Raw genomic sequence first — 21722 nt, 5'->3', positions numbered from 1 at the left:
AACTATGCTGGCCGCATGAATTCCCCGGCCTCCGCCCACGATCCCGCGACGCCCACCTCGTCGTCGTCGCCCTCCACCCACGGTGTCTCCTCCACCCGGGGTGTCGCCTTCGGCCTCGACACCTTCGGTGACACCACGGTCGACCGCGACGGTCGCCCCGTCCACCACGCGCAGGTCCTGCGCGACGTCGTGGAGCAGGCCGTCCTGGCCGATCAGGTGGGCGTCGACGCGTTCGGCATCGGCGAACACCATCGCCCGGACTTCGCGGTCTCGGCACCGGACGTCCTCCTCGCCGGTATCGCCACGCGCACCGAACGCATCACGCTGGGCTCGGCGGTCACGGTGCTCTCCAGCGACGACCCCATCCGCGTCTTCCAGCGCTTCGCCACGATCGACGCCCTGTCCAGCGGCCGGGCCGAGGTCGTGCTGGGCCGCGGCTCGTTCACCGAGTCGTTCCCGCTGTTCGGCTTCGATCTCCAGCAGTACGAGCAGCTGTTCAGTGAGAAGCTGGACCTGTTCGCCGCGCTGCTGCCCGAGGGGCCGGTGACGTGGTCCGGTGAGCTGCGGCCGCCGCTGGTGGACCAGCACGTCTACCCCAAGACCGAGCACGGTCTGAACGCGTGGATCGCCGTCGGCGGCAGCCCTGAGTCCGTGGTGCGCGCGGCCCGCTACCGGATGCCGCTCATGCTCGCGATCATCGGTGGCCCCGCCGGCCGGTTCGCCCCTTTCGCCGACCTCTACCGCGAGGCCAATGCCCAGCTCTCGGGCTCGGGGTCGGGCTCGGGGTCGGCGGGAACGGACGCACCGCGCCTGCCGATCGCCGTCCACTCGCCCGGCTTCGTCGCCGAGACCGACGCCCGGGCGGCCGAGCTGTCCAAGCGGCACTGGCTGACCAACCGCAACCAGATCGGCCGGGAGCGTGGCTGGGGCGATGCGGTGGAGGCCGACTTCCACCGCGAGGTCCGCTCCGGTGCCATGTACGTCGGCTCCCCGGAGACCGTCGCGCAGAAGATCGCCACCACCGTCCGCACGCTGGGACTGGACCGCTTCGACCTCAAGTACGCCAGCGGCCCGACCCCGCACGACGACCTCATGACCTCCATCGACCTCTACGGCCGCAAGGTCATCCCGCGCGTCCGGGAGCTGCTCGCCGAGGCCGGGTACACCGCGGGTGTGCCGCAGACGGTCTCGCGGCTGTGACGGTGGCGTGTGACGTGGGTCTGTGACGTAGGTATCGCCCGGTGCCGCCGATCTGCGCGCGGGGCCCGACGGGATTACGGTTGGTGCCATGCTGTTCGCGTTCTCCGTCGCCCCCACGTCCACCGCGGACGACTCGGCCTCCATGAGTCGCGCGGTCGCGGACGCGGTCCGCGTGGTCCGGGAGTCGGGCCTGCCCCACGAGACCACGTCGATGTTCACCACCATCGAGGGCGAGTGGGACGAGGTCATGCCCGTCATCCGCGCCGCCACCGACGCCGTCCTGGCCGTGTCGCCGCGGGTGAGCCTGGTGCTCAAGGCGGACCTGCGGCCCGGCCGTTCGGGGGAGCTGCGCGGGAAGGTGGAGCGGGTGGAGCGTCACCTCGCCGGTGGAGAGGTCGACGACGACGAGGGCCGCTCGTGACGGCTCCCCGCCCGTCGGATCGGACCCCGGACCGGGCCGGCGCGACGATCGAGCCGGTGACGCGGTCGCGGGGTAGGACGACGGTGGCGTACGTGGTCGCCACCGGACTCGGCGGGTTCGGAGCGCTCGTGATCGCGGTCGAGCAGATGCTCTCCGGCCGGGCCGGGATGCTGGACGTGCTGCTGTGGGCCGCGCTGGCCGTGCTGCTCATCGGTGCCGCGGCGCACAGCTGGTGGCTCGGTGGCAGGAACGAGGAGCGTTCACGCCGAATCGCCGCTTCCGTCCGCCCCGATCAGATCACCGCTGCCGTGCGCGGATCGTCGGGCGAGATCGACGCGGTGCGGCGGCTGCGGGTCGCCCACCCGGGTCTCGGCCTGCGGGACGCGTTCGAGCTCTACCAGCGTCACACCCGCGACCCGCGCTGACCGCGCCGCCGACTAGCGACCTCAGCAGCCTCCCGCGCCGCCGAGCGCGCCGGCGACGATCCCGTGGGTGCGCCGGTCGACCGCGATCCCGCCGTGGGAGGTGGGCCCGCCCCCGCACGCGTCCTCGGGGACGACCCACCGCACGCCCGGCCCGGGCACGAAGCTGCGCTCGGGCGGGAGCAGGTGGTCGCCGCGGGTGGCGATGAGCGTGTACCCGACGCCGGGCAGGAACGGGGTGCGGTCCAACCCGTACCAGGCGGTGATCATCGGGCTGCCCGGCGACAGTTCGGCGATCCCGCGGAGGTTGGCGGCCCACAGGCCCAGGCCCGCCACCTCGCGCGGCAGCTGGTGGGGGAGGAGGCCGCTGTTGTCGGCGCCCCAGTAGCCGCCCACGGAGACGACGCGGTTCACGGCGCCCGGCCGCAGCACCTTGGTGGTGTAGCCGGCGATCGCCGCGCCCTGCGAGTAGCCCACGAGGTCGACCTGCTGCGCCCCGGTCACGGCACGGACGTGGTCGATCACCCCGGCGAGTTGCGGTCCCGACGCGCCGACGATCGAGTCGAGTCCGCCTCGCGCCGGGTTGCCGGCGTAGGCGCCGAGAGTCGGGGCGATCACGCAGAACCCCTGTCGGCGCAGCGGTTCACCGAGGCGGGGCGCGGTGTTGGCACCGTTGTCGAAGGTCCCGTGGACGAGGATCACCGGCCGCGGATGCGCCGGGGTGGGTCGGCAGGTGACGGGCGCGTCCACTCCGGCCGGCGGACCGGGGTTGCCGAGCGGGCCGTTGATCCCGTTCAGGGCCTCGGTGACGTACGGCCCCAGTTCGCCCGCGGGGTCCAGGTCGCGCAGGTAGTCGCCGAGCGGTCCGAGCTGCGCCTGCGCCCCGGCCGAGGGGACGAACTGGTCCGCCACCCGGGCCGGCACGGCGCCCACCGAGGCCGCGACGGGGATCGCCAGCGACAGAGCGGCGAGCGCGCCGGCCAGTCGGGAGCTACCGGATCGGCGCGCCGGGCGACGGCCGGACGGGCGTGGGCGTGTGCCGGAACCGAGCATTTCAGACCCCCCGGGGCGTGACGGTGAGACAAGTATGCGTCCCGCGCGGGCGATGGGGAACCGCTGCGCCTCACGAAATCGGAGCCCCGCGCGACTACCCGGTGACCATCGCGCGCCCCGTCTCCGGGGCGCCCGCACCCGGCAGCAGCCACGAGGGCAGGATCGACACACATGAGGGCAGCGTTCGACGCCGCGGTGGACCGTCACGGTCCCACCGTGCTGCGGGTGTGCCGCGCCGTCCTCGGCCCGGGCCCCGACGCCGATGACGCCTGGTCCGAGACCTTTCTCTCCGCACTCCGCGCCTGGCCCGAGCTGCCCGACGACACCGACGTCGAGGCGTGGCTGGTCCGGGTCGCGCACCGCCGCGCGGTGGACGTGGTGCGGCGCTCGGTGCGCGAGGCCGCCCCGAGCGGGGCCGCCGACGACGTCGCCGTTCTCGACGCCCGTGCACCGCGTCCGGCGGGGGCCCGGGGAGCGGCCGGGGTCGACGACGACGAGGTGGGCGACCCGCGTATCTGGGATGCGGTCGCCGCCCTGCCCACCCGGCAGCGGGTGTGTGTGGCCTACCGGTATCTGGGCGGGCTCCGCTATGCCGAGATCGCCGAGCTCACCGGCGGCACCGAGGCGGCGGCCCGGCGCGCGGCCGCGGACGGGATCGCCCGCCTTCGCACGATGTTCGCCCCCGGGGACCACGCGGACCGTCGATTCCGCGGCCGAGGACCTGCCGTGACCGAGGAGATGCCGTGACCGAGGACCTGCCGTGACCGAGGAGATGCCATGACCGACCCGATCCACGATTCCGCGGCCATCGTGACCGCGGTGCTGCGTTCCGCCCCCGCGGACACCGCCCGGCTGCGGGAGCGGCTGGCCCGCGACGCCGAGCGCGAGGGCCTGGTCGACGTGGCGTACCGGACCGTCGACTCACCGATCGGCGGACTGCTGTTGGCCTCCACCCCGGTCGGGCTGGTGTACGTGGCGTTCGAGGTCGAGGACCCGGGCGCGGTCCTCGAGATGCTGGCCGGCCGGGTCGGCCCCCGGGTCCTCGCCGCCCCGCCGGAATCGCCGGTGCTCGACGAGGCCGCCACCCAGATCGACCAGTACCTCACCGGCCGACGCCGCGACTTCGACCTTCCCCTCGACACCCGCCTCGCCCGCGGATTCCGCGGGCAGGTCCAGCAGCACCTGGCGCGGATCGGGTACGGCCGGACCGCGACGTACCGCCAGCTCGCGGCCGAACTCGACCGGCCCGGCGCCGTCCGGGCGGTGGGCACGGCCTGCGCGACCAATCCGCTGCCGCTGGTGTGGCCGTGTCACCGGATCCTGCGCTCGGATGGCGGGCTCGGCGGGTACCGGGGCGGGCTCGCGGCCAAACGGCGTCTTCTCGAGATGGAAGCGGCGGCGTGACCGCGGCGCAGCTCCTCGGCCTGTTCGGGGTCTGGGCGATCGCGGTCGTCTCGCCGGGGCCCGACGTCGTCGTCGTCCTCCAACGCGCCCTCACCGGACGACGTCAGGGGCTCGCCACCGCGCTCGGGATCGTCACCGGCCTCTCGGTGTGGCTCGCGGCCGCCTTCGCCGGTGTCGCGACGCTCGTGCGCGTGTACCCGCAGGTCATGACCGGGCTCCAGATCGCTGGCGGGATCCTGCTCGCCGCCCTCGGCGTGCTCGGCCTACGGGGCTGGTGGCGGGCGCGCGGTGCCACGCCACCACCGGCCACCGCCGCACCCACCACCCCACCAACGGCCACCGCCGCACCCACCACCCCACCACCGGATCCGCTACTCGAAATCGGGATCCGCTACCCGGATTCGGATAGCGGATCCCGAATCGGGGTAGCGGATCTGGTGCCGCGGGCGGACTTCACCCGGGGCCTGGTCACCAATCTCGCCAATCCCAAGGCCCTGGTGTTCTTCGGCGCGGTCCTCGCCCCGTTCCTGCGCGACGAGGTGTCCGCGGTCTGGTCGGTGGCGCTGGTCGCCGGGATGATCGCCGTGGCGCTGGCCTGGTTCGGGGGACTGGCGCTGGTCGCCTCACACCGGGTGGTCAACGAGCGGGTCGGACGACTGCTGCCGGTGGTCGACCTCGTGGCCAGCGGGTTGTTCGTGGTGGTGGGGGTGGCGTTCGTGGGCACCGCGCTCGTCTGAGGCGCGCGCGGGATAGGTTCTCACCCCATGAGCACACGGCCGGTGGAGACGGTGGGAGCCCGGGACTGGGCCCGCGCGGCGCTGGCCATGTTCGCGGTCGGCTGGGGAGCCAACCAGTACGCCCCCCTGCTCACCATGTACCAGGACGAGCTGGGCCTGGGTCAGAACGACGTCACGGCGATGTTCGCGATCTACATCGTCGGCCTCATCCCCGCCCTGGTCGTGGCCGGTCGCTGGTCCGACCTCAACGGACGGCGCCGCCTCATGCGGCCGGTCCTCGTGTTGTCGCTGGTGGCGACCGTCGTGATGTTCCTGGGGCCGAATGACCCCCTGTGGCTGTACCTGGGACGTTTCCTCGCCGGGGTGGCCTCGGGGGCCGCCTTCGGGCCGGGCGGGGCGTGGATCCGGGAGCTGTCCGAGTCCGGGCCGCCCGGGGCGGGAGCGAGACGGGCGGCGGTGGCGGTGTCCGGCGGCTTCGGGCTCAGTGCGTTGGTCGCGGGGATCGTGGGTCAGTTCCTGCCCGCGCCCGAGTACACGCCCTACCTACCGCACCTGGTGCTCGGGGTGGTGGCCCTGGTCCTGGCCTGGAGCGCCCCCGACCCCTTCCGTCCCGCGCCGGACGCGAACCGCGCGCCACTGTTCCCGCACAGCGCGCGGACCCGCCGTTTCGCCCTCGGCGTGGCCCCGTGGGCGCCACTGGTGTTCGGGTGCGCGTCGATGTCGTTTATCGTCCTCGCCGGCCTCCTGGGCGGGGACGCCGCCGGGATGCCCGTGCTGTACGCGGGGCTGCTCGCGGGGATCACCCTCGGCACCGGAGTACTGGTGCAGCCCGCCGCCCGCCGTCTCGCCTCCGCCGCGGCCCCGTGGAGGGTGCCGGTGGCCGGACTGGTCGCCGCGGCGCTGGGGATGGCCGCCGGTGCCGGGCTGGCCGCCGCCGCGGGTCTGCCGCTGCGCGCGCTGCTGATGGTCCCCGTCTCGGTCCTGCTGGGCGCCGCCTACGGCACCCTGCTCGTCGGTGGCCTGGTCGAGGTCGAACTGCTGTCCGGCCCGGAAGAGCACGCCGCGATGGTCGCGGTGTTCTACGTCCTGGCCTACCTCGGGATGGCGACGCCGTACGTCATCGCCGCCGTCTCCCCGCTGGGCGGGCCGGTGCCGTGGATCGCCGCCGTCGCGGTCGTGTGCGTGATGCTCATCCCGCTGACCCGCCGTCAGCTGGGCTGAGACGCCGCGTCAGCCGGAGTTGCGCAGAGCCGTGGCCAGGCCGTTCATCGTCAGCTGGATGCCGGTCCGCACCGCCGGGTCGGAGTCCCCGGCGCGGTAGCGGCGCAGTAGCTCGACCTGCAGCACGTTGAGCGGTTCGAGGTAGGGGAAGCGGTTGCGCACCGAGCGGGCCAGCGCCGGGTTGTCGTCCAACAGCGTCTCCTGCCCCGTGATCTCCAGCAACATCTCGCGGGTCAGGTCGAACTCGTCGGTGAGCACCCCGTGGATCCGCCGGCCCACCTCGGCGTCCGGGACGAGTTCGGCATACCGGCCGGCCAGCCCCATGTCGGCCTTGGCCATCACCTGCGCCATGTTGGACAGGGTCGTGCGCAGGAAGGGCCAGTCGTCGTACAGGCGACGCAGCGTGGTCAGCCGCTCCTCCGCTGCGGCCTCGCCCTCGGCGTCGACCCACCGCCGCAGCGCCGTGCCCACACCGAACCAACCCGGCAGCATCACCCGCGACTGAGACCACGACAGCACCCACGGGATCGCCCGCAGGTCCTCGACGCTCGAGGTCTGCTTGCGCGAGGACGGGCGGGACCCGATGTTGAGCTCGCCGATCTCCGCGACCGGGGTGGAGGTGGTGAAGTACTCGATGAACCCCGGGTCCGAGTGGACGAGCGAGGCGTACGCCTCCCGCCCGAGGGTCGCGAGTTCGGCCATCACCGCGTACGCCTCCCCGGCCCGCTCGCCCAGCCCCTCGACGTCGAGCAGCGAGGCCTCGAGCGTCGCCGCCACGAGCGCCTCGAGGTTGCGGCGCGCCCGGCGCGGCTCGGAGTACTTGGCCGAGATGACCTCGCCCTGCTCGGTGATCCGCAGTGCGCCCTGCACCGCGCCCGGCGGCTGGGCCAGGATCGCCTCGTAGGAGTTGCCGCCGCCCCGTCCGACGGCCCCGCCGCGACCGTGGAAGTAGCGCAGGTGCACGTCCGCGCGCGCCGCGGCCTCGGCGAGGTCGCGTTCGGCCTGGTAGAGCGCCCAGTTGGCGGCCAGGTACCCGCCGTCCTTGTTGGAGTCCGAGTAGCCGAGCATCACCTCCAGCACGTCGCCCTGCGCCCGGATGAGTGCCCGGAACTGCGGGATCGCCAGCGCCGTGTCGAGGATGTCCGGCCCCGCCGCGAGGTCGTCGATCGTCTCGAGCAGCGGGATGAGCCGAACGCTCGAGCGGGGCTCCGCCGGGTCGCCGGAGAACAACCCCACCTCGCGCAGCAGTACCGCCGGCTCCAGCAGATCCGACACCGTCCCGCACATGGACACGATGTAGTGCGGGACCACCTCGGGGCCGAGCAGGTCCACCGCCGCCGCGGCCGCGCGCATCACCCCGAGTTCCTTGGTCGCCAGCTCGGACAGCTCCGCGCGTGGCCCGAGCAGCGGCCGGTCGTGTGAGAGCTCGCGCAGCAGCAGCTCCACACGGGCGCCCTCGTCCAGCGCCGAGTAGTCCTCGCTCACCCCGGCCAGCGCGAACAACTCGGTGAGCACCTCCTCGTGCGACTCCGAGTTCTGCCGCATGTCGAGTGCCTGCAGGTGGAACCCGAACGTCCGTACCGCCCACCGCAGGTCCCGCAGACGCGGCGACCGCGCCAGGTCGCCACCGCAGGACCCGAGCGCGGCGTCGATGACATCCAGATCGGCCAGCATCTCCGCCGGGGAGGTGTAGGGCTCGTCGTCGTCGTGACCGATCGCGTCCGGCGACGACCCGGGTGACGACGACGAGGACCTCACCCGCGCGGCGAGCCGACGGCGGACCACCCGCACGGCGCGACGGAAGGGCACGTCCTCGCGTGCGGCGGCGAGCTCCCCGTCGGCCTCCACCATCGAGTCCGCGAGGTCGCGCAACGCGGTGGGCACCTCCACGATCCGCCGCGACATGGGCAACTCCCGCTCGAGCAGCCGCAGTTCCTCCGTGTAGTGGCGGTGCAGTAGCGCGGCGGCCTGCTCGGTGGCGAAGCGCACCACGTCGCCGGTGACGTACGGGTTGCCGTCCCGGTCCCCGCCGATCCACGAGCCGGGGCGCACGACGGGGCGGTCCCCGGACCCGAGGCGCTCGGCGATCTCCGCGTTGAGCGGTGGGATGACCTCCATGAGCGTGGCCTCGTGATACTGCAGGCCACCCAGGACCTCGTCCTCGATTCGGGGGCGTTGGCTGCGGATGATCGCCGTCTGCCACAGCGTGAGCACCTGTCGGCGGATATCCCGTTCGACCCGGTCGAGTTCGGCGTCGGTTACCCGATCCCGCTCCCCGGCCCGCAGCCCGTCGCGGCGGCGCATGAGGTCCAGCACCCGCCGGGTGATCTCGAAGACCGAACGTCGGCGGGTCTCGGTGGGGTGCGCCGTGAGCACGGGGGCCACCCGGGCCGTCGCTCGCACGGCCTCCAGCCTCGCGGGGTCGGGGCTGGACTCGGCCAGTCGCGCCCAGGTGGTCTCGAGGTCCCCGTCCGGCGGGGGTTCACCGGCCGCGGTGTGGATACGGCGACGACGCTCCTGGTGCAGGTCCTCGGCGACGTTGGCCAGGAGGGCGAACAGGGAGAACGCGCGGATGACGGGGATCATCTCGTCGGCGGACACGTCGGTGAACAGGCCCGCCACCTCGTCCCGGTCGGCCTCCGAACGGCGGACGGCGAACGCGGTGCGACGCGCGGTCTCGACCAGGTCGAAGATCCTCTCGCCCGCCTGGTCGCGCACCGTGTCGCCGAGCACCGCTCCGAGGAAACGCACGTCATCGCGCAGCGGCCGCACGGCGTCGTCGAGCCGATCGGAGTCGCCCGGCTCGGGCACGTCCGAGGCGGTGGCGGGCACGTCGGATCTGGTGGGATCGGCCATGGCTGCCACAGTAGGCGCGGCATATGACAGCCGCGTGAATCTCGCCGCCGAACCCCCGCGCTCGGGACTGCCTTGGTGATCGAGCGGTCATCTGGGGCACGACCGCACGTACTCCCTGCGTGATCCGGGGACTATCCACACGCCCCGTCAAGTTCCTCGTAAGCCGACGCGCTCGAGCGGTCTAGGCCACAACGTGACGATGCTCGACACGGCCCGCCGGGAGGACTACGGGCTTCGCGACCTGGAGTTGTGGATGGACGATTGGCGCCGGGTCGTGGTCCCGTAATGCCATGTGGCGAACTCGAACGTCAATGCTGCACTCGGTGGTCCGTTGCCGTTCTCGGAGGGCCTCTCTTGCCCCTTGTCGGACCAATGTCCTAATATGCGAACCTCCACAACATTTAGGAGTTCTTATGCCGCCGATCGACCTCAACATCCCGCTCTTCCCGGGTCTGCCCGGTACCGGCGCTGAGCAGATTGGGGCCGTCGTCGGGTCCATCGTGCTTGCGCCGGCCCTCTACCTTGCCAGCCAGTTCGCGGCGATTGGATCGCTCACGGGAAGCCTGGCCTCGCTTGAGGGGTTCGGCGGCGGGTACTACTACTGAGCGTCGGGAACTAGCAGCCCTCGCACCGTGTCCTGGTGCGGGGGCTGTCCCTGGATTAAGGAGGCTGTTAGCTTCAACTGGTGCAACCGAACCGCGGCTCGAATCCATACGACGGTTAATCGTGGCCCGCACCGGCACCATCGGCCAGTCGATCGGGGTACTCCCGGGCCGCCGCCGATCCCCCGCCGCTGCCGCGACCCGGGATCGATACCGGGGACATCCCCGATGCGCGGATCCCGTCCGGCGAGCACACTGGGGGAATGACCCAGCAGCCCGGCTTCCACCAGTACGACTACTCCCAGCACGGGCAGCAGGCCCCGGCCGTCGGCCCGGATGACCGGACCCCCGCGGCCCTGGCGCACGCGTCCAGCCTCATCGCGATGGCGCTGTCGGCCGGGTGGCTCTCGTTCGTCGGCCCGCTCGTGATGTGGCTGATCTACAAGGACCGCAGCCCGTTCGTGCGCCAGGCCGCCGCCGGGTCGTTCAACTTCAATCTCGGCCTGTGGATCATGAGCATCGTGGGGTGGATCTTCATCCTCACGGTGATCGGCCTGCCCATCGGCCTCGTCCTGCTCGCGGTGTCCTTCCTCGCGCAGATCATCGGCCACGTCATCGGCACCGTTCGCGCTACCCGGGGACGGACGATCAACTACCCGTTCCAGCTGCGGGTCCTGCGCTGACTCCCGCTGCGCTGACCCGCCGCGCTCAGACCCCCGCCGGCCGGCGCCCGTGGAGCTCGTACTCGGCGAGCAGGGCCTCGCGGTCGGCGTCGGTGAGCGGCCGGTAGACGTCGTCGTCGCCCGCCGCGCCGCCGCGCAGGTAGACCTCGCCGGGCTCGATCCACGACTCGCGTCGCAGGCTGGGCTTGGAGATCTTGCGGGTGGCGGTGACCGGCATCTCGGTCATGACGCGGACGAAGCGCGGCGCCCACTTGGTCCCCATGTCGGGCTGGGTGCGGCAGAACTCACCGAACGCGGCCGGGTCGAACCGAACTCCGGGTTCGAGTTGGATTGCGGCCATGACCTGGTCGCCGGTGCGCGGGTCCGGGACCGGGTAGACGGCCACCACGAGCACGCCGGGGAACCGGTCGAGGATGCGCTCGACGGGCCCGGCCGAGAAGTTCTCGCTGTCCACGCGGATCCGGTCACCGGAGCGGCCGGCGAAGTAGAAGAAGCCGTCCGCGTCGCGATAACCCAGATCGCCCGTGTGGTAGACCTCGCCGATGTTGCGTTCGGCGGTGGCCTCCGGGTTGCGGTAGTAGCCCTCAAACAGTTTCGCGCCGGTCAGGTTGCAGATCTCGCCGATCGCCTCGCCGGCATTGACCAGCCCACCGTCGGCAGTGAACTCGGCCGCGGGGCACTCGGCGCCGTCGGGGTCGAGGATGGCCACGTCCATGTAGGCGCCGGCCACGCCGAGCGCGCCGGGCGGGGTGTCCTCGGTGTGGCTGATCACCACGCCGCCCTCACTGCTGCCGTACGACTCGAGCGGGGTCACGCCGAAACGACGCTCGAACTCGGTCCGATCGTGGACGGAGGCCTCGGTGCCGAACACGACCCGCAGGCGCGTCTGCTTCTCCTCGGGCACCTCGGGCTGGGCGAGGATGTAGGACAGTGACCGGCCGACGTAGTTGAAGTAGCTGGCGTTGAACCGCATCACGTCGGGGAGGAACCCGGAGGCGGAGAACTTGCGGCGCATGGCGAAGGTGCAGCCCACGTACGCCGACGGGGCGAACGCGGCGAAGAGGGCGTTGCCGTGGAACAGTGGCATCGCGCTGTAGGCCACGTCGTCGCGGACGAGACCCCGGTAGTTGATGGTGCCCATCATCGCCATGCGGCCGGTCGAGCACATGACGGCCTTGGGCGCGCCGGTCGAGCCGGAGGTGAACAGCAGCGCGAGCAGGGTGTGGGGGTCGCGCGCCTCGGTGGGGTGGAGTTGGGGCTCGGCGCCGGCGTGACCGTCGAGCAGGCCGCGCCACTGCTCGGAGTCGATGTCGAGGTGCGCGGCGGCGCCGGTGTCGAGGCCTGCGAGCAGGGCGGCGCCGTCGGAGTCGGTGACGATCACGTCGCAGTCCACGCCCCGGATGTCGGAGGCGAGCTCGGCGCCGCGTCGGGTGGGGTTGATGCCGACGACGGTCACGCCGGCGAGCGCCGCACCACACAGGGTGAACAGGTACTCGGGCACGTTCTCCAGCAGGATGCCCACGTGGAGGTGCCGGTAGGGGTCGGGTCGGTCCGCGTACGAGTCGGAGTGCTGCTCCGCCCAGCCGCGCAGGATCTCCGCACGGACGGCGGCCTCGGCCACGAACTCCCTCCAGGTCCACGCCGAGTCCTCGAACAGCAGCCCCGGATGGTCGTCGGTGGAACGCTCGAGCAGGATGTCGCCGAAGGTCGCGTGCTGCATGGAGTGGCCGGGATTGAAGGCTGCTGTGGTCATGAATTCGGAGAGTAGGCGACCCGGCCACGGCGCACAGGCGAAACGGCCAGCAACTTTGACAGGTGTCAGCATTACGGTCGCCGGGGCCCACCCGGTGGGCGCGGCCGGCCGGCATCAGGTAGGAACGAGGCGATGGCGCGCCACGTGGGCGCGCGGGGATCGAACAGGGGCGTGGGATGGTCGGCGAACAGGGCGGGAACGTCGACGTGGACGTGGAATCGGGTGTCGTTTGGGGATCCGACGACGACGAGGTCGGTCTCGACCGGGACGGGTTCGTCGTCAGCGAGGTCCGACTCACCAGCGTCCACAACTTCCGGGACGTGGCCGGCCCGGGCTACGCACTCCGTCCGTCCGGTTCGATGGCCCGCGGGGTCGTCTACCGGTCCACGACCCTCGCCGTGGGCGACGAGGACCTCGCGGTTCTCGAGAGGCTCGGCGTCTCCACCGTCGTCGACCTGCGCACGGGCGCCGAGATCGACAAGCATCCCGACGTGGTCCCCGCCGGGGCCGAGTACGTGCCCGTCGACGTCCTGGGTGGTCACACCTCCGCCGCGACCCTCACCGCGTCCGGACTGGGCGGGGCCGAGGAGGCGCGCCGCGAGATGGCCTCGACCTACGAGCGGTTCGTGGTGGGTGACCACGAGCGCCGGGCGTTCGGGCGTGCCGTCCACGCGGTGGCGGTGTCGTCCGGCCCGGCGATCGTGCACTGCACGGCCGGGAAGGACCGCACCGGCTGGATCTCCGCACTGCTCCAGTTGCTCGCCGGGGTGCGCGAGGAGGACGTGGTGGCCGACTACCTGCTGACCAGGGAGATGTCCGCGGACTTCGTCTCCTCCGTCCGCACCTACGTGCAGGCCGAGATGCCCGACAAACTCGAGGCCATCGAGGTGCTCATCGGTGTCGAGGAGGCCAACCTCCGCCTCTCCCTGGACGCCCTTGCCAGGGAATTCGGCGACGCGCGGCGGTATCTCGTGGAGGGCGCCGGCATGGACGACGCTGCCGTGGACGAATTGTCGGCCCGACTCAGGCGGGGATGACTCGGGCGGGCGTGACCCGGGCGGGGATGACTCAGGCGGCGATGACCAGCGCGCCGACGACGCCGCCGAACCCGATCGCCTGGAGCACGACCGCGACCGTCCGGCCGAGTTCGGTTTGGGCCGCGGCGTGGACGCGGGGGCCGGCCAGGGTGACGGCGAAGACCATGATGATGGCGGCGACCGCGGTGAGGGAACCGGCCAGCCGGGAGGCGACCCCGTAGACCGCGGCGGTCCCGAGTAGCCCGCCCGCGAGGGCGGCGATGATCGTCGTCAGGGGCGCCGGGAAGACGGTGGCACTGGTGACATCGACACTGCTGAGGTCGACACTGCTGTCGCCAGCGCTGGTGTCGACGTCCGGGGGCGCCGTGCCGGTGTCGTCCGGCCGCCGTTCCTCGAGCATCAGGGTGGTGCGCATACCTCGGACCCTACGTACTGACTCCGGCGTGAACTTCGGTGATAGCTGAGCGTTCGCTTTCTGCACTGTCGGCGCTGGTCAGGCCCTCGCATGGGCGGGGAGAGATCGGTCACATGCGGCGACCTTCCCGCCCTTCCGGCGGCCGCAGTGGAGGGGCCGTCCTGGATCCGCCACGGGGGCGCGGGCGGGCGTAGGATTCCCGGGGATCTCGGGGGGCGGACGCGTGGTTCGTCGACAGAAGTGGGGGTTGTCGTGGGCGCTGCGCGCGCTGTCGGAGGATGGTTCGAACCCGGTGACGACATCGGGCGGGCCTGGGACGAGGCGGAGGCGATCCTCCGTGCGTGTGAGGACCTGGACGGGGTCATGGCGGTGATCCGCGACGCCGAATCCCCGGTCGCGGCGCGCCGGGCTCTCAAGCTGGGCTTCGGCTTCACCGGCCGTCAGGCCGCCCTGTTGCTCACCCTGCCGGTGATGGCGTTCACCCGCTCGGAGCGCTCGCGCATGGCCGAGAGCCGCCGGGCGCGAGTTGACCTGCTGGCCGACGTCACCGGGATACTGCCCGCCATCCGCGACGACGTGCCCCCGGCGGGCCTCCCCGCCGACGTGCCCCCGGCGGGCCTCCCCGCCGACGTAGCCCCAGCGGGCCTCCCCACCGACATGGCCCCGGTTGCCGACGAGGCCTGGACCGGCGGCAGCGAGTGGGGCGAGGAGTTCGACGGCGCTCTCGCGCGCATCAGCTCGGCGATGCAGGCGCCCTGGTCACCTGCCGGGCCCGCGACTCACCCGGACCCATCGGTGCCCGAGCCGCGGGATCCCGACATCGCGTCCCACACTCCGTCCGACGCCGGTGGCCGATCGAGCTCCCGGCGGCGGTCGATGGCGCGACAGGACGACACTTCGGCGGTGCTCGACGAGCAGATCGGGGAGCTGACCGACGCGATCGCCGAGCTTCTCCGGGTGACGCCGCACACCGTCCGGGCAGACAGCGGGCCGGGTGACGATCCCCGGTTTTCGGGCAGTTCGTCCGGCGCGCTTCTCGACAGTTGCGGCGTCGATGACGCCACCGGCATCCGCACCCTGTTGTGGCACCTGAGCAGGACCGGTCTCGAGACGGTGGAGGGGTTGTTCCCGTTCGCGGACCCGCTGAGCGCCGCGCGGGGATTCGCCGTGCAGGCCGCGCGGTTCGAGGCGGCGATGGGCAGCGGCACTCTCGGGTCCGAGCCGGGTGGTGACGCGACGTGGGCGGGTCGGTTGTGGCCGCTGGCCGAGCGCAGCGGGTACGGCTACGCGGTCTCCTATCGCGCCGGTCCGGACGCAGGCTCGGTCTGGGCCTACGGTGGGGGTCAACCGCTGCACCGGATATGGGACTCGGTCGTGGACCTGCTGGTCGAGCTCTACCAGGCCGTCACGGTGGGTGCACCGTGCGACTCGGCACTCGCCGCGGTCGTGGACGGCCGCGTGGTGTGGACCAACCTGGGCTGACCTCGTCGGTACCCGCCCCGCCCCCCGGGCCGCCCCGTCAGCCCAGGTCGCGGGCCACCACCGTCGGGCGGGCCCCGCGGCAGAAGACCAGCTCGATCCGCCCCACCGATCTGCCGACGGAGCCACCGAGCAGCTCGGCGTAGGCGCACAGCTGGAGTAGGTACTCGTCGACGGTGCCGACGGTGACGGCGACGTCGGTCTTGTAGTCGATGATCGTCAACGAGCCGTCGGCTTCCTCCATCACGAGGTCGACGACCCCGTCCACCGCCACCGTCGTCCCATCGGCGGTGCTGAGCGGACCCGCCACGGGCAGCTCAGCCCAGTGGGTCCGGGCCGCCGCGCGTCGGACGGGCTCGGAGGTCAGGGCAGTTCTCGCGACGGAGACCATCTCCGCGACGGCTTCGGGGTTGCGGCTCCCGCGAAGCCCGCCTCCCGACCCGAGGGCCACCAGTTGGTCGGCCGCCCACCGTTCCCAATCCGCGATCGCGGAGACGGGGTCAGCGGTCGGTCCGAGCAGTCGACTGAGGTCGGTGTGCTCGGCGAGGTGATGCACGGCGGTGCCGACGTCGGGTCCGGAGGCCAGCGGGGTGCCCCGCGGTGCGGGAGGGAGCTCCTCCGGCCGTGTCGGGGAGGGTCCGAACCGATCGCGCAGCGCGGAGGCCAGCAGTTCGGGAAGCGGGCGCGGTTCCCGAGCCTCGTCGTCGCGGGCGTCGTCATCGGTTCCGACGGGCCCGGCAGCGGCGTCCGGGTGCACGATCCGGGTCGCCGACCAGCCGGCGCGCTCGGCGGACCTCGCCGAGATCTGTCGGCTGCGTTCGGTCCACGCCGATTCCTCTGGCACGTCGACGGCGGGCGCGGGGGCGGGCTCGAGCAGGTTCTCGCCGTAGTCGATCAGAGGGGGAGCATCGGCGTCCTCGACCACCGATCCGAGGAGGGCACCCCAGACGTCGGCCTTGGGTTTGCCGCTCTTGTTGAGGATGTAGCCGTGGCCGGAGACGGCGAGGCGGCTCTCCGCGCGGGTCGTGGCGACATAGAGCAGGCGGATGCGCTCGGCGCGGGCGTGCTGCTTCTCCAGGTCGGCTGCGGTGGTGAACGCGGGGTCGCGGACCGCAGCGGAGAAGGAGACCGCGGGTAGGGCGGGCTGATCGTCGGTCCACAGGAGCCGGCCCTGGTTGGTCGGCCAGCCCCGACTCATCCCGGCCACGATGACCATCGGGTACTCCAGACCCTTGGACGCGTGGATGGTGGTGATGCGGACGGCGTCCACCCCGATCTCCGGGATGGCGGGCTCGGGGACGCGCGCGTCCTCGGCGGTCAGTGTCAACGCCCAGTCGGCGTACTCGCGCAGGTCGGCCCGAGAGGGGTCGGCGGCGGACTCCTCCCACTGCCAGGCGTGCTCGATCACGAACCGGATCCGTCGCCACAGGTCGTGCCTGCGGGGGGATTCGGCGACCGATTCGAAGACCATGCGGTCGTGAACGAGCTTCTCCAGTAGCTCGCCGGGGCGACGGGTGTCGCGGGGCAGCGCGGAGAGGTAGTCCATCGCCTCCGCGACGGGGGACGTCGCGAGGCCCGACGGTGCCGGTGCGCCGGGAGCCCAGGTGCCGCCGGCGGCGCGCCAGCGTAGGAGGTCGTCGTCACCGCAGCCGAACAGGGGAGACCTCAGCGCACCCACGAGGGAGGCTTCGTCGGCGGTATTGGCCAGGGCGCGCACGGCCAGGAGGAGGTCGCGGATCTCGGGTGTCCCGTAGACGATCGAGGACGCTTCGGCGCGGTAGTCGATCCCGGCGTGGTCCAGGCAGGTCTCGAGCATGCGCAGCGACCCGCGCGACGGGAGCAGAATCGCGATGTCGCCCAGTCGTAGCGGGGTCTGCTGTCCGTCCTTCGATTCGTGGGTCCAGCCCTCCCTGATGGCGGTGGCGATGACCCTCGCCACATCGGAGGCCTCGGTCCACTGGCGCTCGGTGGTCTCCTTCGAGTCGGGTGGGCAGTGTTCCGGAACATCCGCGGTGCGGAAGACGAACGGAGCCGGACCGTGGGCGGGGTCGTACCGCGGCCTCGTCGGTGCGGGTTCGAGGTCGCGGTACTCGGGTTGGACGCCGTCCGAGGGGGTGAGCACCTCGGAGAACACGTCGTTGACCCAGTTCAGGACGGGGCGCGAACACCGGAAATTGGTGCTCAACCGCTCGACCTCGACACCGGACCCGCTGCTGCCCCGAGCCCGGAGGTAGGTGCCGATGTCCGCGCGGCGGAACCGGTAGATGGACTGCTTGGGGTCCCCGACGGTGAAGAGACGGCCGGGCTCGGGGCCGGAACCGTCGGCTGCGGTGGTGAGGAGCTCGGCGATGTCCAACTGGATGGGGTCGGTGTCCTGGAACTCATCGATGAGGATCCGCCGGTAGCGCTCCCGGACCCGCTCGCGGACCGTCGGGTTCCGGAGTAGTTCGCGCGCCAGGACGAGCTGGTCGTGGAACTGCAGCGTGCCGTGACGCTGCCGGTCGGCGGCGTGCCGGCGAACCACCGGGATGAGGACGTCGAGCACGACGGCGATGCGTGGGCGCCAATGCTCTGCGAGGAGCGCGTTGCAGACACCGTGGAGTTGCTTGATCTCCTCCTTGATGCCCTTGACCACGTCGGCGCCGCCCCAGCTGGCGCCCTTGCCGACGTTGCCGACTTTGACCTGCTGCCTCAGCAGCTCCATCCATGAGGGTGACGCGGACGGGTCCGTCGTAGCGTCCTGCAGGTTCGCCAGCCAGGCTTCGTGCTCGCCGAGGACGGCGTAGAGCTTGTCCGTCTCGTCCTGACAGGAGTCCCGCCACCCGACGATCGACCCGACGGCGTCGATGACCTTCGCCAGGTCAGGGGAGACGGGTAGTTCGACGGCCCCGGTGTACAGCGGATCGGTGGGCAGGCGGTCCCAGTCCCGGTGCAGGGCCTCGACGACCTCGCGGAAGGCGGTGGGGCTCACGCCCGCGTCGAGCATGTCGTCGACGGCTCGCGCCAGGTTGCCCGACCGGGCGGCGGACGGGCCGCTCCCGAACAGGAGGGTCGCGCACTCCTGCCACATGGCTTCCACGGCGGCGGCCTCGGCGGTGTCCTGCTGGACGGTGACCCTCGGCGGGATCCCCGCCTCGAGGGGATTCTCCGAGAGCAGTCGCAGGGCGAAGGAGTGCAACGTGCCGATGGCGGCGGTGTCGAGTCCTGCGAGGGCGGCATCGGCGCGGTGTTCGCCGTCCGCGCGCTCTTCGACCAGCTTCACGCGGAGGCGGTCGCGGAGCTCGGCGGCCGCCTTCTCGGTGAAGGTGATCGCGGCGATCTGTTCGACGCGCACGGCGTCGTTCAGCAGGAGGGTGCTGAGGCGCTCGACCAGCGCGTGGGTCTTGCCGGTGCCGGCGCCGGCCTCCACGAACAGGGTCGCGGAGGTGTCCGACTGCACGCGGAGACGGGCGGCCTCGTCGGGGAAGTGGCTCATGAGGAGGTCTCCGATTCGTTCTCGGTCGGGTCGACGGCGACGAGGCCGGTGAACGCGGGGTGGGACGCGAGCGGCTCGCGGGTGGACAGTTCCGTCCAGGCCTGGTCGAGTTCCGCACCTCCGATGAGGTTCGCCAGGTCGCGGGACGAACCACGGCCACCCCGGAGCGGGAACCATCCCCGCTGGAGGGCGTCCACCAGATTGCCCACGTCCTCGCGGACCTTGTCCATCACCTCGACGGAGACGCCGAGGGAGATCCGCTCGAACTCCCCGCGCTCGGTGCAGTACCAGTACCGCACCTCGCGGACCGGCAGATCGCCGGCCGTCTCTGCTGCGGCGGCGTAGAGCGGTAGCTGGAATCGCGTGCCGGAGATGGTGGGATCGTCCTCTGTCGGCCGGTCGTCCTGTCCGGGGGGCTTGCCGGTCTTGTAGTCCGTGACCCGCAGTGCGCCCGCCCGCTTATCGAGCCGGTCGATGGACCCGGAGAGGAACAATGATGTCGTCCCCCGGGAGGTGGTCACCTCGAACGGGATCTCGACGACCGGGCCATCGGCGTCCCGACGCCCGAATTCGAGTTCGGTCGCTTCCGGGCGCCACCCGGTCTCGAAATCCGCCTCGTCCTCGGCGAACCACCGGTCGAGTTCGGCTGCGAGCAGGATCTCCCGCTGGCGCCACAGTGAGGCGACGAGGCCGGGCGAGGTCGCGATCGCGACCTCGCATTCACTGCGCAGTGCTCTCATCAGCAGGTCGCGGTCGGGTCCGGACCCGGTCTCGAGTCGATCGGAGATGTAGCGCTGGAGGATCGCGTGCACGAGAATGCCGTAGTCGCGGAGGTCCATATCGATGTCCATCGCCGGATCATCGAGGGTCCGGACCCGCAGCACCGTGGAGAGGAAGAACAGATAGGGGCTCTGGGCCCAGTCCTCCAACCTGGTCGGCGACAGGGGATGGTCGAGGACGGTGAGCAGTTCGGCAGCAGACGAGACGTTCCCGGTGAACCGCGTGAAACGCCCCCGCCGACGGTCCTGACGCATCTCGTGGGCGCGGGCGAGCAACCCGGGGGCGTCGGCCCGGGCCAGCCACCCGTTGGTGGAGAGTTTCCGGATCCGCAGTTCGGTGAGGGTGGCCGGGTCCGAACCGAGGGCGGCCGGAGGGGTGAGCACCCCGTCGACGAACGACGGCACCGCGGTGACACCCGGGCATCCGTCGACGTCCGTCTGCCACCTGGTGGCATGAACGGTCTTCGTGGCGAGTCGGGACAGGGTGGGCAGCAGCCAGCGGGACGGGATCCGGTTGCCGCCTCCTCGCATCGACCCCCGGGGGAACGAACACATCCGGCGCTCGGCGCCGGCGGCCAGAGCCATCTGGAGAACCCGGTACCGCTCGTCGAGCATCTCGGAGGACGGGGGCTCGACCGCGCCCTCGGGTACGAGCGGGTCGGGCTTGTGCAGGACGGGGAGCAGGCCCTCCGCCATGCCCACGACGCACACGGTGTCCAGGTCGCGGCCGACGGCGTCGTCGATCGGCCCCAGGGCGACCCCGGCTCCCTCCTCGCCGACCCGGTCACGGATCGGGTCCAGGCGGGACGCGACCGCGCTCACGAGGCGATCCCGGGTGATCGCGGGCGCGACGGTGTCCAGATCACCGAGGGAACCGAGGACAGCGAGGACGGCGGCCCGGTCGGGGCCCTGGCGGAACAGCGACGCGGCCAGGCCGGTGACGGCCTCCGCGGACTCCGTCCAGGTACGCGCGGCGTCGACGGCGGCGAGTCCGGTACGAAGGTTCCGGATCAGTCGCAGCAGAGCGGCAGCTGCGGCCCGATCGGACTCGGCGAGGGCGTTCGGCTCGGCCCGCAGCTGCTCTGCCAGTCGGTCCCAGTCGCCGCCACCGATGACGGGGAATCGCGTCCGGGTGAGGATCTCCAGCCGCCGGGAGGAGACGATCGCGCCCGCGTCATCGAACGCCGTGATCGCGCCCTCGGCCACGATCGAGAGGAGCTCGGCGCGGGGCATCCGGTCGGCGTCCAGGCCCAGCAGCCGTACGAGGGTGCGGCCGGCGGCGGAACGGCCGAGACCCGTGTCGGAGGGGCCGTGGACGGCGATCCCGGCTTCGGCGAACGCCCGGTGGAGGAGGCGCAGGTAGGGATCCGGCGACGGGTAGTAGACACCGATCCGGTGGCCGGGGACCCCGTCCGCGAGGCGCGACCGGACGAAGCGGACCACTGCCCTCACCTCGTCATCGGAGTCCGACGCGTGGAGCACGTGGGTGCCGGTGACCGCGTTCTCGGCACCGGGTTCCGCAGCGGAGGCCAGATGGTCGGACCCGGTACCGGGTAGGGGGGAGATACCCCGCTGTTCCAGTGCGACCCGGAGCCTGCGCTCGGCCTGCGTGCCGCGCAACGGCGCGGCGAGGACGATACGGCCCAGCTCGTCCAGACGCCCCAGTGCGACGGACACGGCCTCGAACGGTGTGTAGTAGGCGGCGCCGGTCATGGCGTGGGCCTCGTCGGCCAACCGGAGGACCTCCGAGTGCAGGCGGGTCTCCGCGATGACGGACCCCGGTTCGACGGTTCCCAGCCGCTGGCAGGCCTGGGCGACCGCCTGCCCGGTGACGGGCTCGGATGCCACCGTCTCGAGGTGCCCCGGGTCGGTGTCCAACGCCTTCTCGACGGCTGCGGCCAGGAGCTGGAACGGGAGCGCGGCTCTCGGAGCGAGCACGGGAGCCGAGAGCTCGCTGATCACCTGGGAGGCGGTCCGCACCGCCACGTTGACCGCCCCGCCGCTGAGCGCCAACGCCCGGACGAGGTCCCTGGCCGCCCCGAACGAGGGCACGAGGACGGTGATGCGGCCGAGGGGGTCGGTGCCGCGGAGGCGGTGCACCTCGGCGGCGAGGGCGTTGGGACGAACCTGGGCTGCGGTCACACCGCCATGGTGCCGCACGGGTCCGACATTCCCGGGGTGGACT

At 72.0% G+C, this 21722-nt stretch carries 17 protein-coding genes; 11 read left to right on the top strand and 6 right to left on the bottom strand.

What is annotated here, in order from left to right; translation table 11 throughout:
* Nucleotides 1-15: 15 nt before the first annotated feature.
* The 3 genes from AC3DE3_RS16895 to AC3DE3_RS16885 all read left to right on the top strand — a co-directional run bounded on the left by AC3DE3_RS16895 (nt 16) and on the right by AC3DE3_RS16885 (nt 2046).
* A complete protein-coding gene (locus tag AC3DE3_RS16895) occupies nt 16-1200 on the top strand; it encodes an LLM class flavin-dependent oxidoreductase (protein WP_488370784.1) in 1185 nt (394 codons plus the stop codon).
* Between the two features lie 88 nt (nt 1201-1288).
* Nucleotides 1289-1621 (top strand): MTH1187 family thiamine-binding protein, encoded by a 333-nt coding sequence (locus AC3DE3_RS16890; RefSeq protein ID WP_260486222.1) that lies wholly within the window; start codon nt 1289-1291, stop codon nt 1619-1621.
* Complete coding sequence (locus AC3DE3_RS16885) at nt 1618-2046, top strand: hypothetical protein (RefSeq protein ID WP_260486223.1); 429 nt, start codon at nt 1618-1620, stop codon at nt 2044-2046. The genes AC3DE3_RS16890 and AC3DE3_RS16885 overlap by 4 nt, the downstream gene beginning before the upstream one ends.
* 21 nt (nt 2047-2067) lie before the next feature.
* On the opposite strand, the gene AC3DE3_RS16880 is transcribed toward AC3DE3_RS16885, so the two are convergent.
* Nucleotides 2068-3096 carry an esterase/lipase family protein gene (locus tag AC3DE3_RS16880; RefSeq protein ID WP_488370783.1) on the bottom strand — a complete coding sequence of 343 codons (1029 nt, stop codon included), beginning with the start codon at nt 3094-3096 and terminating at the stop codon, nt 2068-2070.
* 171 nt (nt 3097-3267) lie between these two features.
* Between AC3DE3_RS16880 and AC3DE3_RS16875 the strand changes: the two genes are divergently transcribed.
* The 4 genes from AC3DE3_RS16875 to AC3DE3_RS16860 are packed head-to-tail and all read left to right on the top strand — an operon-like array spanning nt 3268 to nt 6458.
* A complete protein-coding gene (locus tag AC3DE3_RS16875) occupies nt 3268-3843 on the top strand; it encodes an RNA polymerase sigma factor (RefSeq protein ID WP_488370782.1) in 576 nt (191 codons plus the stop codon).
* A 30-nt stretch (nt 3844-3873) separates the two neighbouring features.
* Entirely contained in the window at nt 3874-4500 is a 627-nt protein-coding gene (locus tag AC3DE3_RS16870) for a methylated-DNA--[protein]-cysteine S-methyltransferase (RefSeq protein ID WP_260486226.1), read from the top strand.
* Entirely contained in the window at nt 4497-5237 is a 741-nt protein-coding gene (locus AC3DE3_RS16865) for a LysE family translocator (RefSeq protein ID WP_260486227.1), read from the top strand. The genes AC3DE3_RS16870 and AC3DE3_RS16865 overlap by 4 nt, the downstream gene beginning before the upstream one ends.
* Before the next feature lie 27 nt (nt 5238-5264).
* Nucleotides 5265-6458 (top strand): MFS transporter, encoded by a 1194-nt coding sequence (locus tag AC3DE3_RS16860; RefSeq protein ID WP_260486228.1) that lies wholly within the window; start codon nt 5265-5267, stop codon nt 6456-6458.
* 9 nt (nt 6459-6467) lie between these two features.
* On the opposite strand, the gene ppc is transcribed toward AC3DE3_RS16860, so the two are convergent.
* Nucleotides 6468-9314, bottom strand: a complete 2847-nt coding sequence (gene ppc, locus AC3DE3_RS16855; RefSeq protein ID WP_488370781.1) for a phosphoenolpyruvate carboxylase — start codon at nt 9312-9314, stop codon at nt 6468-6470.
* Nucleotides 9315-9727: 413 nt separating this feature from the next.
* Here ppc and AC3DE3_RS16850 point away from each other — a divergent pair, with 413 nt between their 5' ends.
* Complete coding sequence (locus tag AC3DE3_RS16850; protein WP_260486230.1) at nt 9728-9919, top strand: hypothetical protein; 192 nt, start codon at nt 9728-9730, stop codon at nt 9917-9919.
* A 260-nt stretch (nt 9920-10179) separates the two neighbouring features.
* Nucleotides 10180-10599 (top strand): DUF4870 domain-containing protein, encoded by a 420-nt coding sequence (locus AC3DE3_RS16845; RefSeq protein ID WP_260486231.1) that lies wholly within the window; start codon nt 10180-10182, stop codon nt 10597-10599.
* 25 nt (nt 10600-10624) lie between these two features.
* On the opposite strand, the gene AC3DE3_RS16840 is transcribed toward AC3DE3_RS16845, so the two are convergent.
* Nucleotides 10625-12352 (bottom strand): AMP-binding protein, encoded by a 1728-nt coding sequence (locus tag AC3DE3_RS16840; RefSeq protein ID WP_488370780.1) that lies wholly within the window; start codon nt 12350-12352, stop codon nt 10625-10627.
* A gap of 176 nt (nt 12353-12528) precedes the next feature.
* Here AC3DE3_RS16840 and AC3DE3_RS16835 point away from each other — a divergent pair, with 176 nt between their 5' ends.
* Nucleotides 12529-13389, top strand: a complete 861-nt coding sequence (locus AC3DE3_RS16835; protein ID WP_260486233.1) for a tyrosine-protein phosphatase — start codon at nt 12529-12531, stop codon at nt 13387-13389.
* A 31-nt stretch (nt 13390-13420) separates the two neighbouring features.
* Here AC3DE3_RS16835 and AC3DE3_RS16830 read toward each other — a convergent pair whose 3' ends face one another.
* Nucleotides 13421-13804 (bottom strand): hypothetical protein, encoded by a 384-nt coding sequence (locus tag AC3DE3_RS16830; RefSeq protein ID WP_488370779.1) that lies wholly within the window; start codon nt 13802-13804, stop codon nt 13421-13423.
* A 252-nt stretch (nt 13805-14056) separates the two neighbouring features.
* Between AC3DE3_RS16830 and AC3DE3_RS16825 the strand changes: the two genes are divergently transcribed.
* Nucleotides 14057-15286 (top strand): DNA gyrase subunit A, encoded by a 1230-nt coding sequence (locus AC3DE3_RS16825; protein WP_488370778.1) that lies wholly within the window; start codon nt 14057-14059, stop codon nt 15284-15286.
* Between the two features lie 37 nt (nt 15287-15323).
* Here AC3DE3_RS16825 and AC3DE3_RS16820 read toward each other — a convergent pair whose 3' ends face one another.
* Both AC3DE3_RS16820 and AC3DE3_RS16815 read right to left on the bottom strand, forming a co-directional pair.
* The gene (locus AC3DE3_RS16820) at nt 15324-18758 is read right to left on the bottom strand and encodes a UvrD-helicase domain-containing protein (protein ID WP_488370777.1); all 3435 of its coding nucleotides are present in this window, start codon (nt 18756-18758) and stop codon (nt 15324-15326) included.
* Nucleotides 18755-21679, bottom strand: a complete 2925-nt coding sequence (locus AC3DE3_RS16815) for a PD-(D/E)XK nuclease family protein (protein ID WP_488370776.1) — start codon at nt 21677-21679, stop codon at nt 18755-18757. Before AC3DE3_RS16815 ends, AC3DE3_RS16820 begins: the two co-directional genes overlap by 4 nt.
* Between the last annotated feature and the right edge of the window lie 43 nt (nt 21680-21722).

The sequence above is a fragment of the Dietzia sp. IBK-p2-16D genome, from assembly GCF_057773085.1.
Note: the sequence above shows the minus strand (reverse complement) of the source record. Positions and strands in the feature narration are given on the sequence as shown.

Excerpts from the sequence above, each read along its gene's own strand:
- AC3DE3_RS16895 (WP_488370784.1), top strand. The coding sequence starts at position 16 with ATGAATTCCCCGGCCTCCGCCCACGATCCCGCGACGCCCACCTCGTCG.
- AC3DE3_RS16890 (WP_260486222.1), top strand. The coding sequence starts at position 1,289 with ATGCTGTTCGCGTTCTCCGTCGCCCCCACGTCCACCGCGGACGACTCG.
- AC3DE3_RS16880 (WP_488370783.1), bottom strand. The coding sequence starts at position 3,096 with ATGCTCGGTTCCGGCACACGCCCACGCCCGTCCGGCCGTCGCCCGGCG.
- AC3DE3_RS16875 (WP_488370782.1), top strand. The coding sequence starts at position 3,268 with ATGAGGGCAGCGTTCGACGCCGCGGTGGACCGTCACGGTCCCACCGTG.
- AC3DE3_RS16870 (WP_260486226.1), top strand. The coding sequence starts at position 3,874 with ATGACCGACCCGATCCACGATTCCGCGGCCATCGTGACCGCGGTGCTG.
- AC3DE3_RS16860 (WP_260486228.1), top strand. The coding sequence starts at position 5,265 with ATGAGCACACGGCCGGTGGAGACGGTGGGAGCCCGGGACTGGGCCCGC.
- ppc (WP_488370781.1), bottom strand. The coding sequence starts at position 9,314 with ATGGCCGATCCCACCAGATCCGACGTGCCCGCCACCGCCTCGGACGTG.
- AC3DE3_RS16850 (WP_260486230.1), top strand. The coding sequence starts at position 9,728 with ATGCCGCCGATCGACCTCAACATCCCGCTCTTCCCGGGTCTGCCCGGT.
- AC3DE3_RS16845 (WP_260486231.1), top strand. The coding sequence starts at position 10,180 with ATGACCCAGCAGCCCGGCTTCCACCAGTACGACTACTCCCAGCACGGG.
- AC3DE3_RS16840 (WP_488370780.1), bottom strand. The coding sequence starts at position 12,352 with ATGACCACAGCAGCCTTCAATCCCGGCCACTCCATGCAGCACGCGACC.
- AC3DE3_RS16835 (WP_260486233.1), top strand. The coding sequence starts at position 12,529 with ATGGTCGGCGAACAGGGCGGGAACGTCGACGTGGACGTGGAATCGGGT.
- AC3DE3_RS16830 (WP_488370779.1), bottom strand. The coding sequence starts at position 13,804 with ATGCGCACCACCCTGATGCTCGAGGAACGGCGGCCGGACGACACCGGC.
- AC3DE3_RS16820 (WP_488370777.1), bottom strand. The coding sequence starts at position 18,758 with ATGAGCCACTTCCCCGACGAGGCCGCCCGTCTCCGCGTGCAGTCGGAC.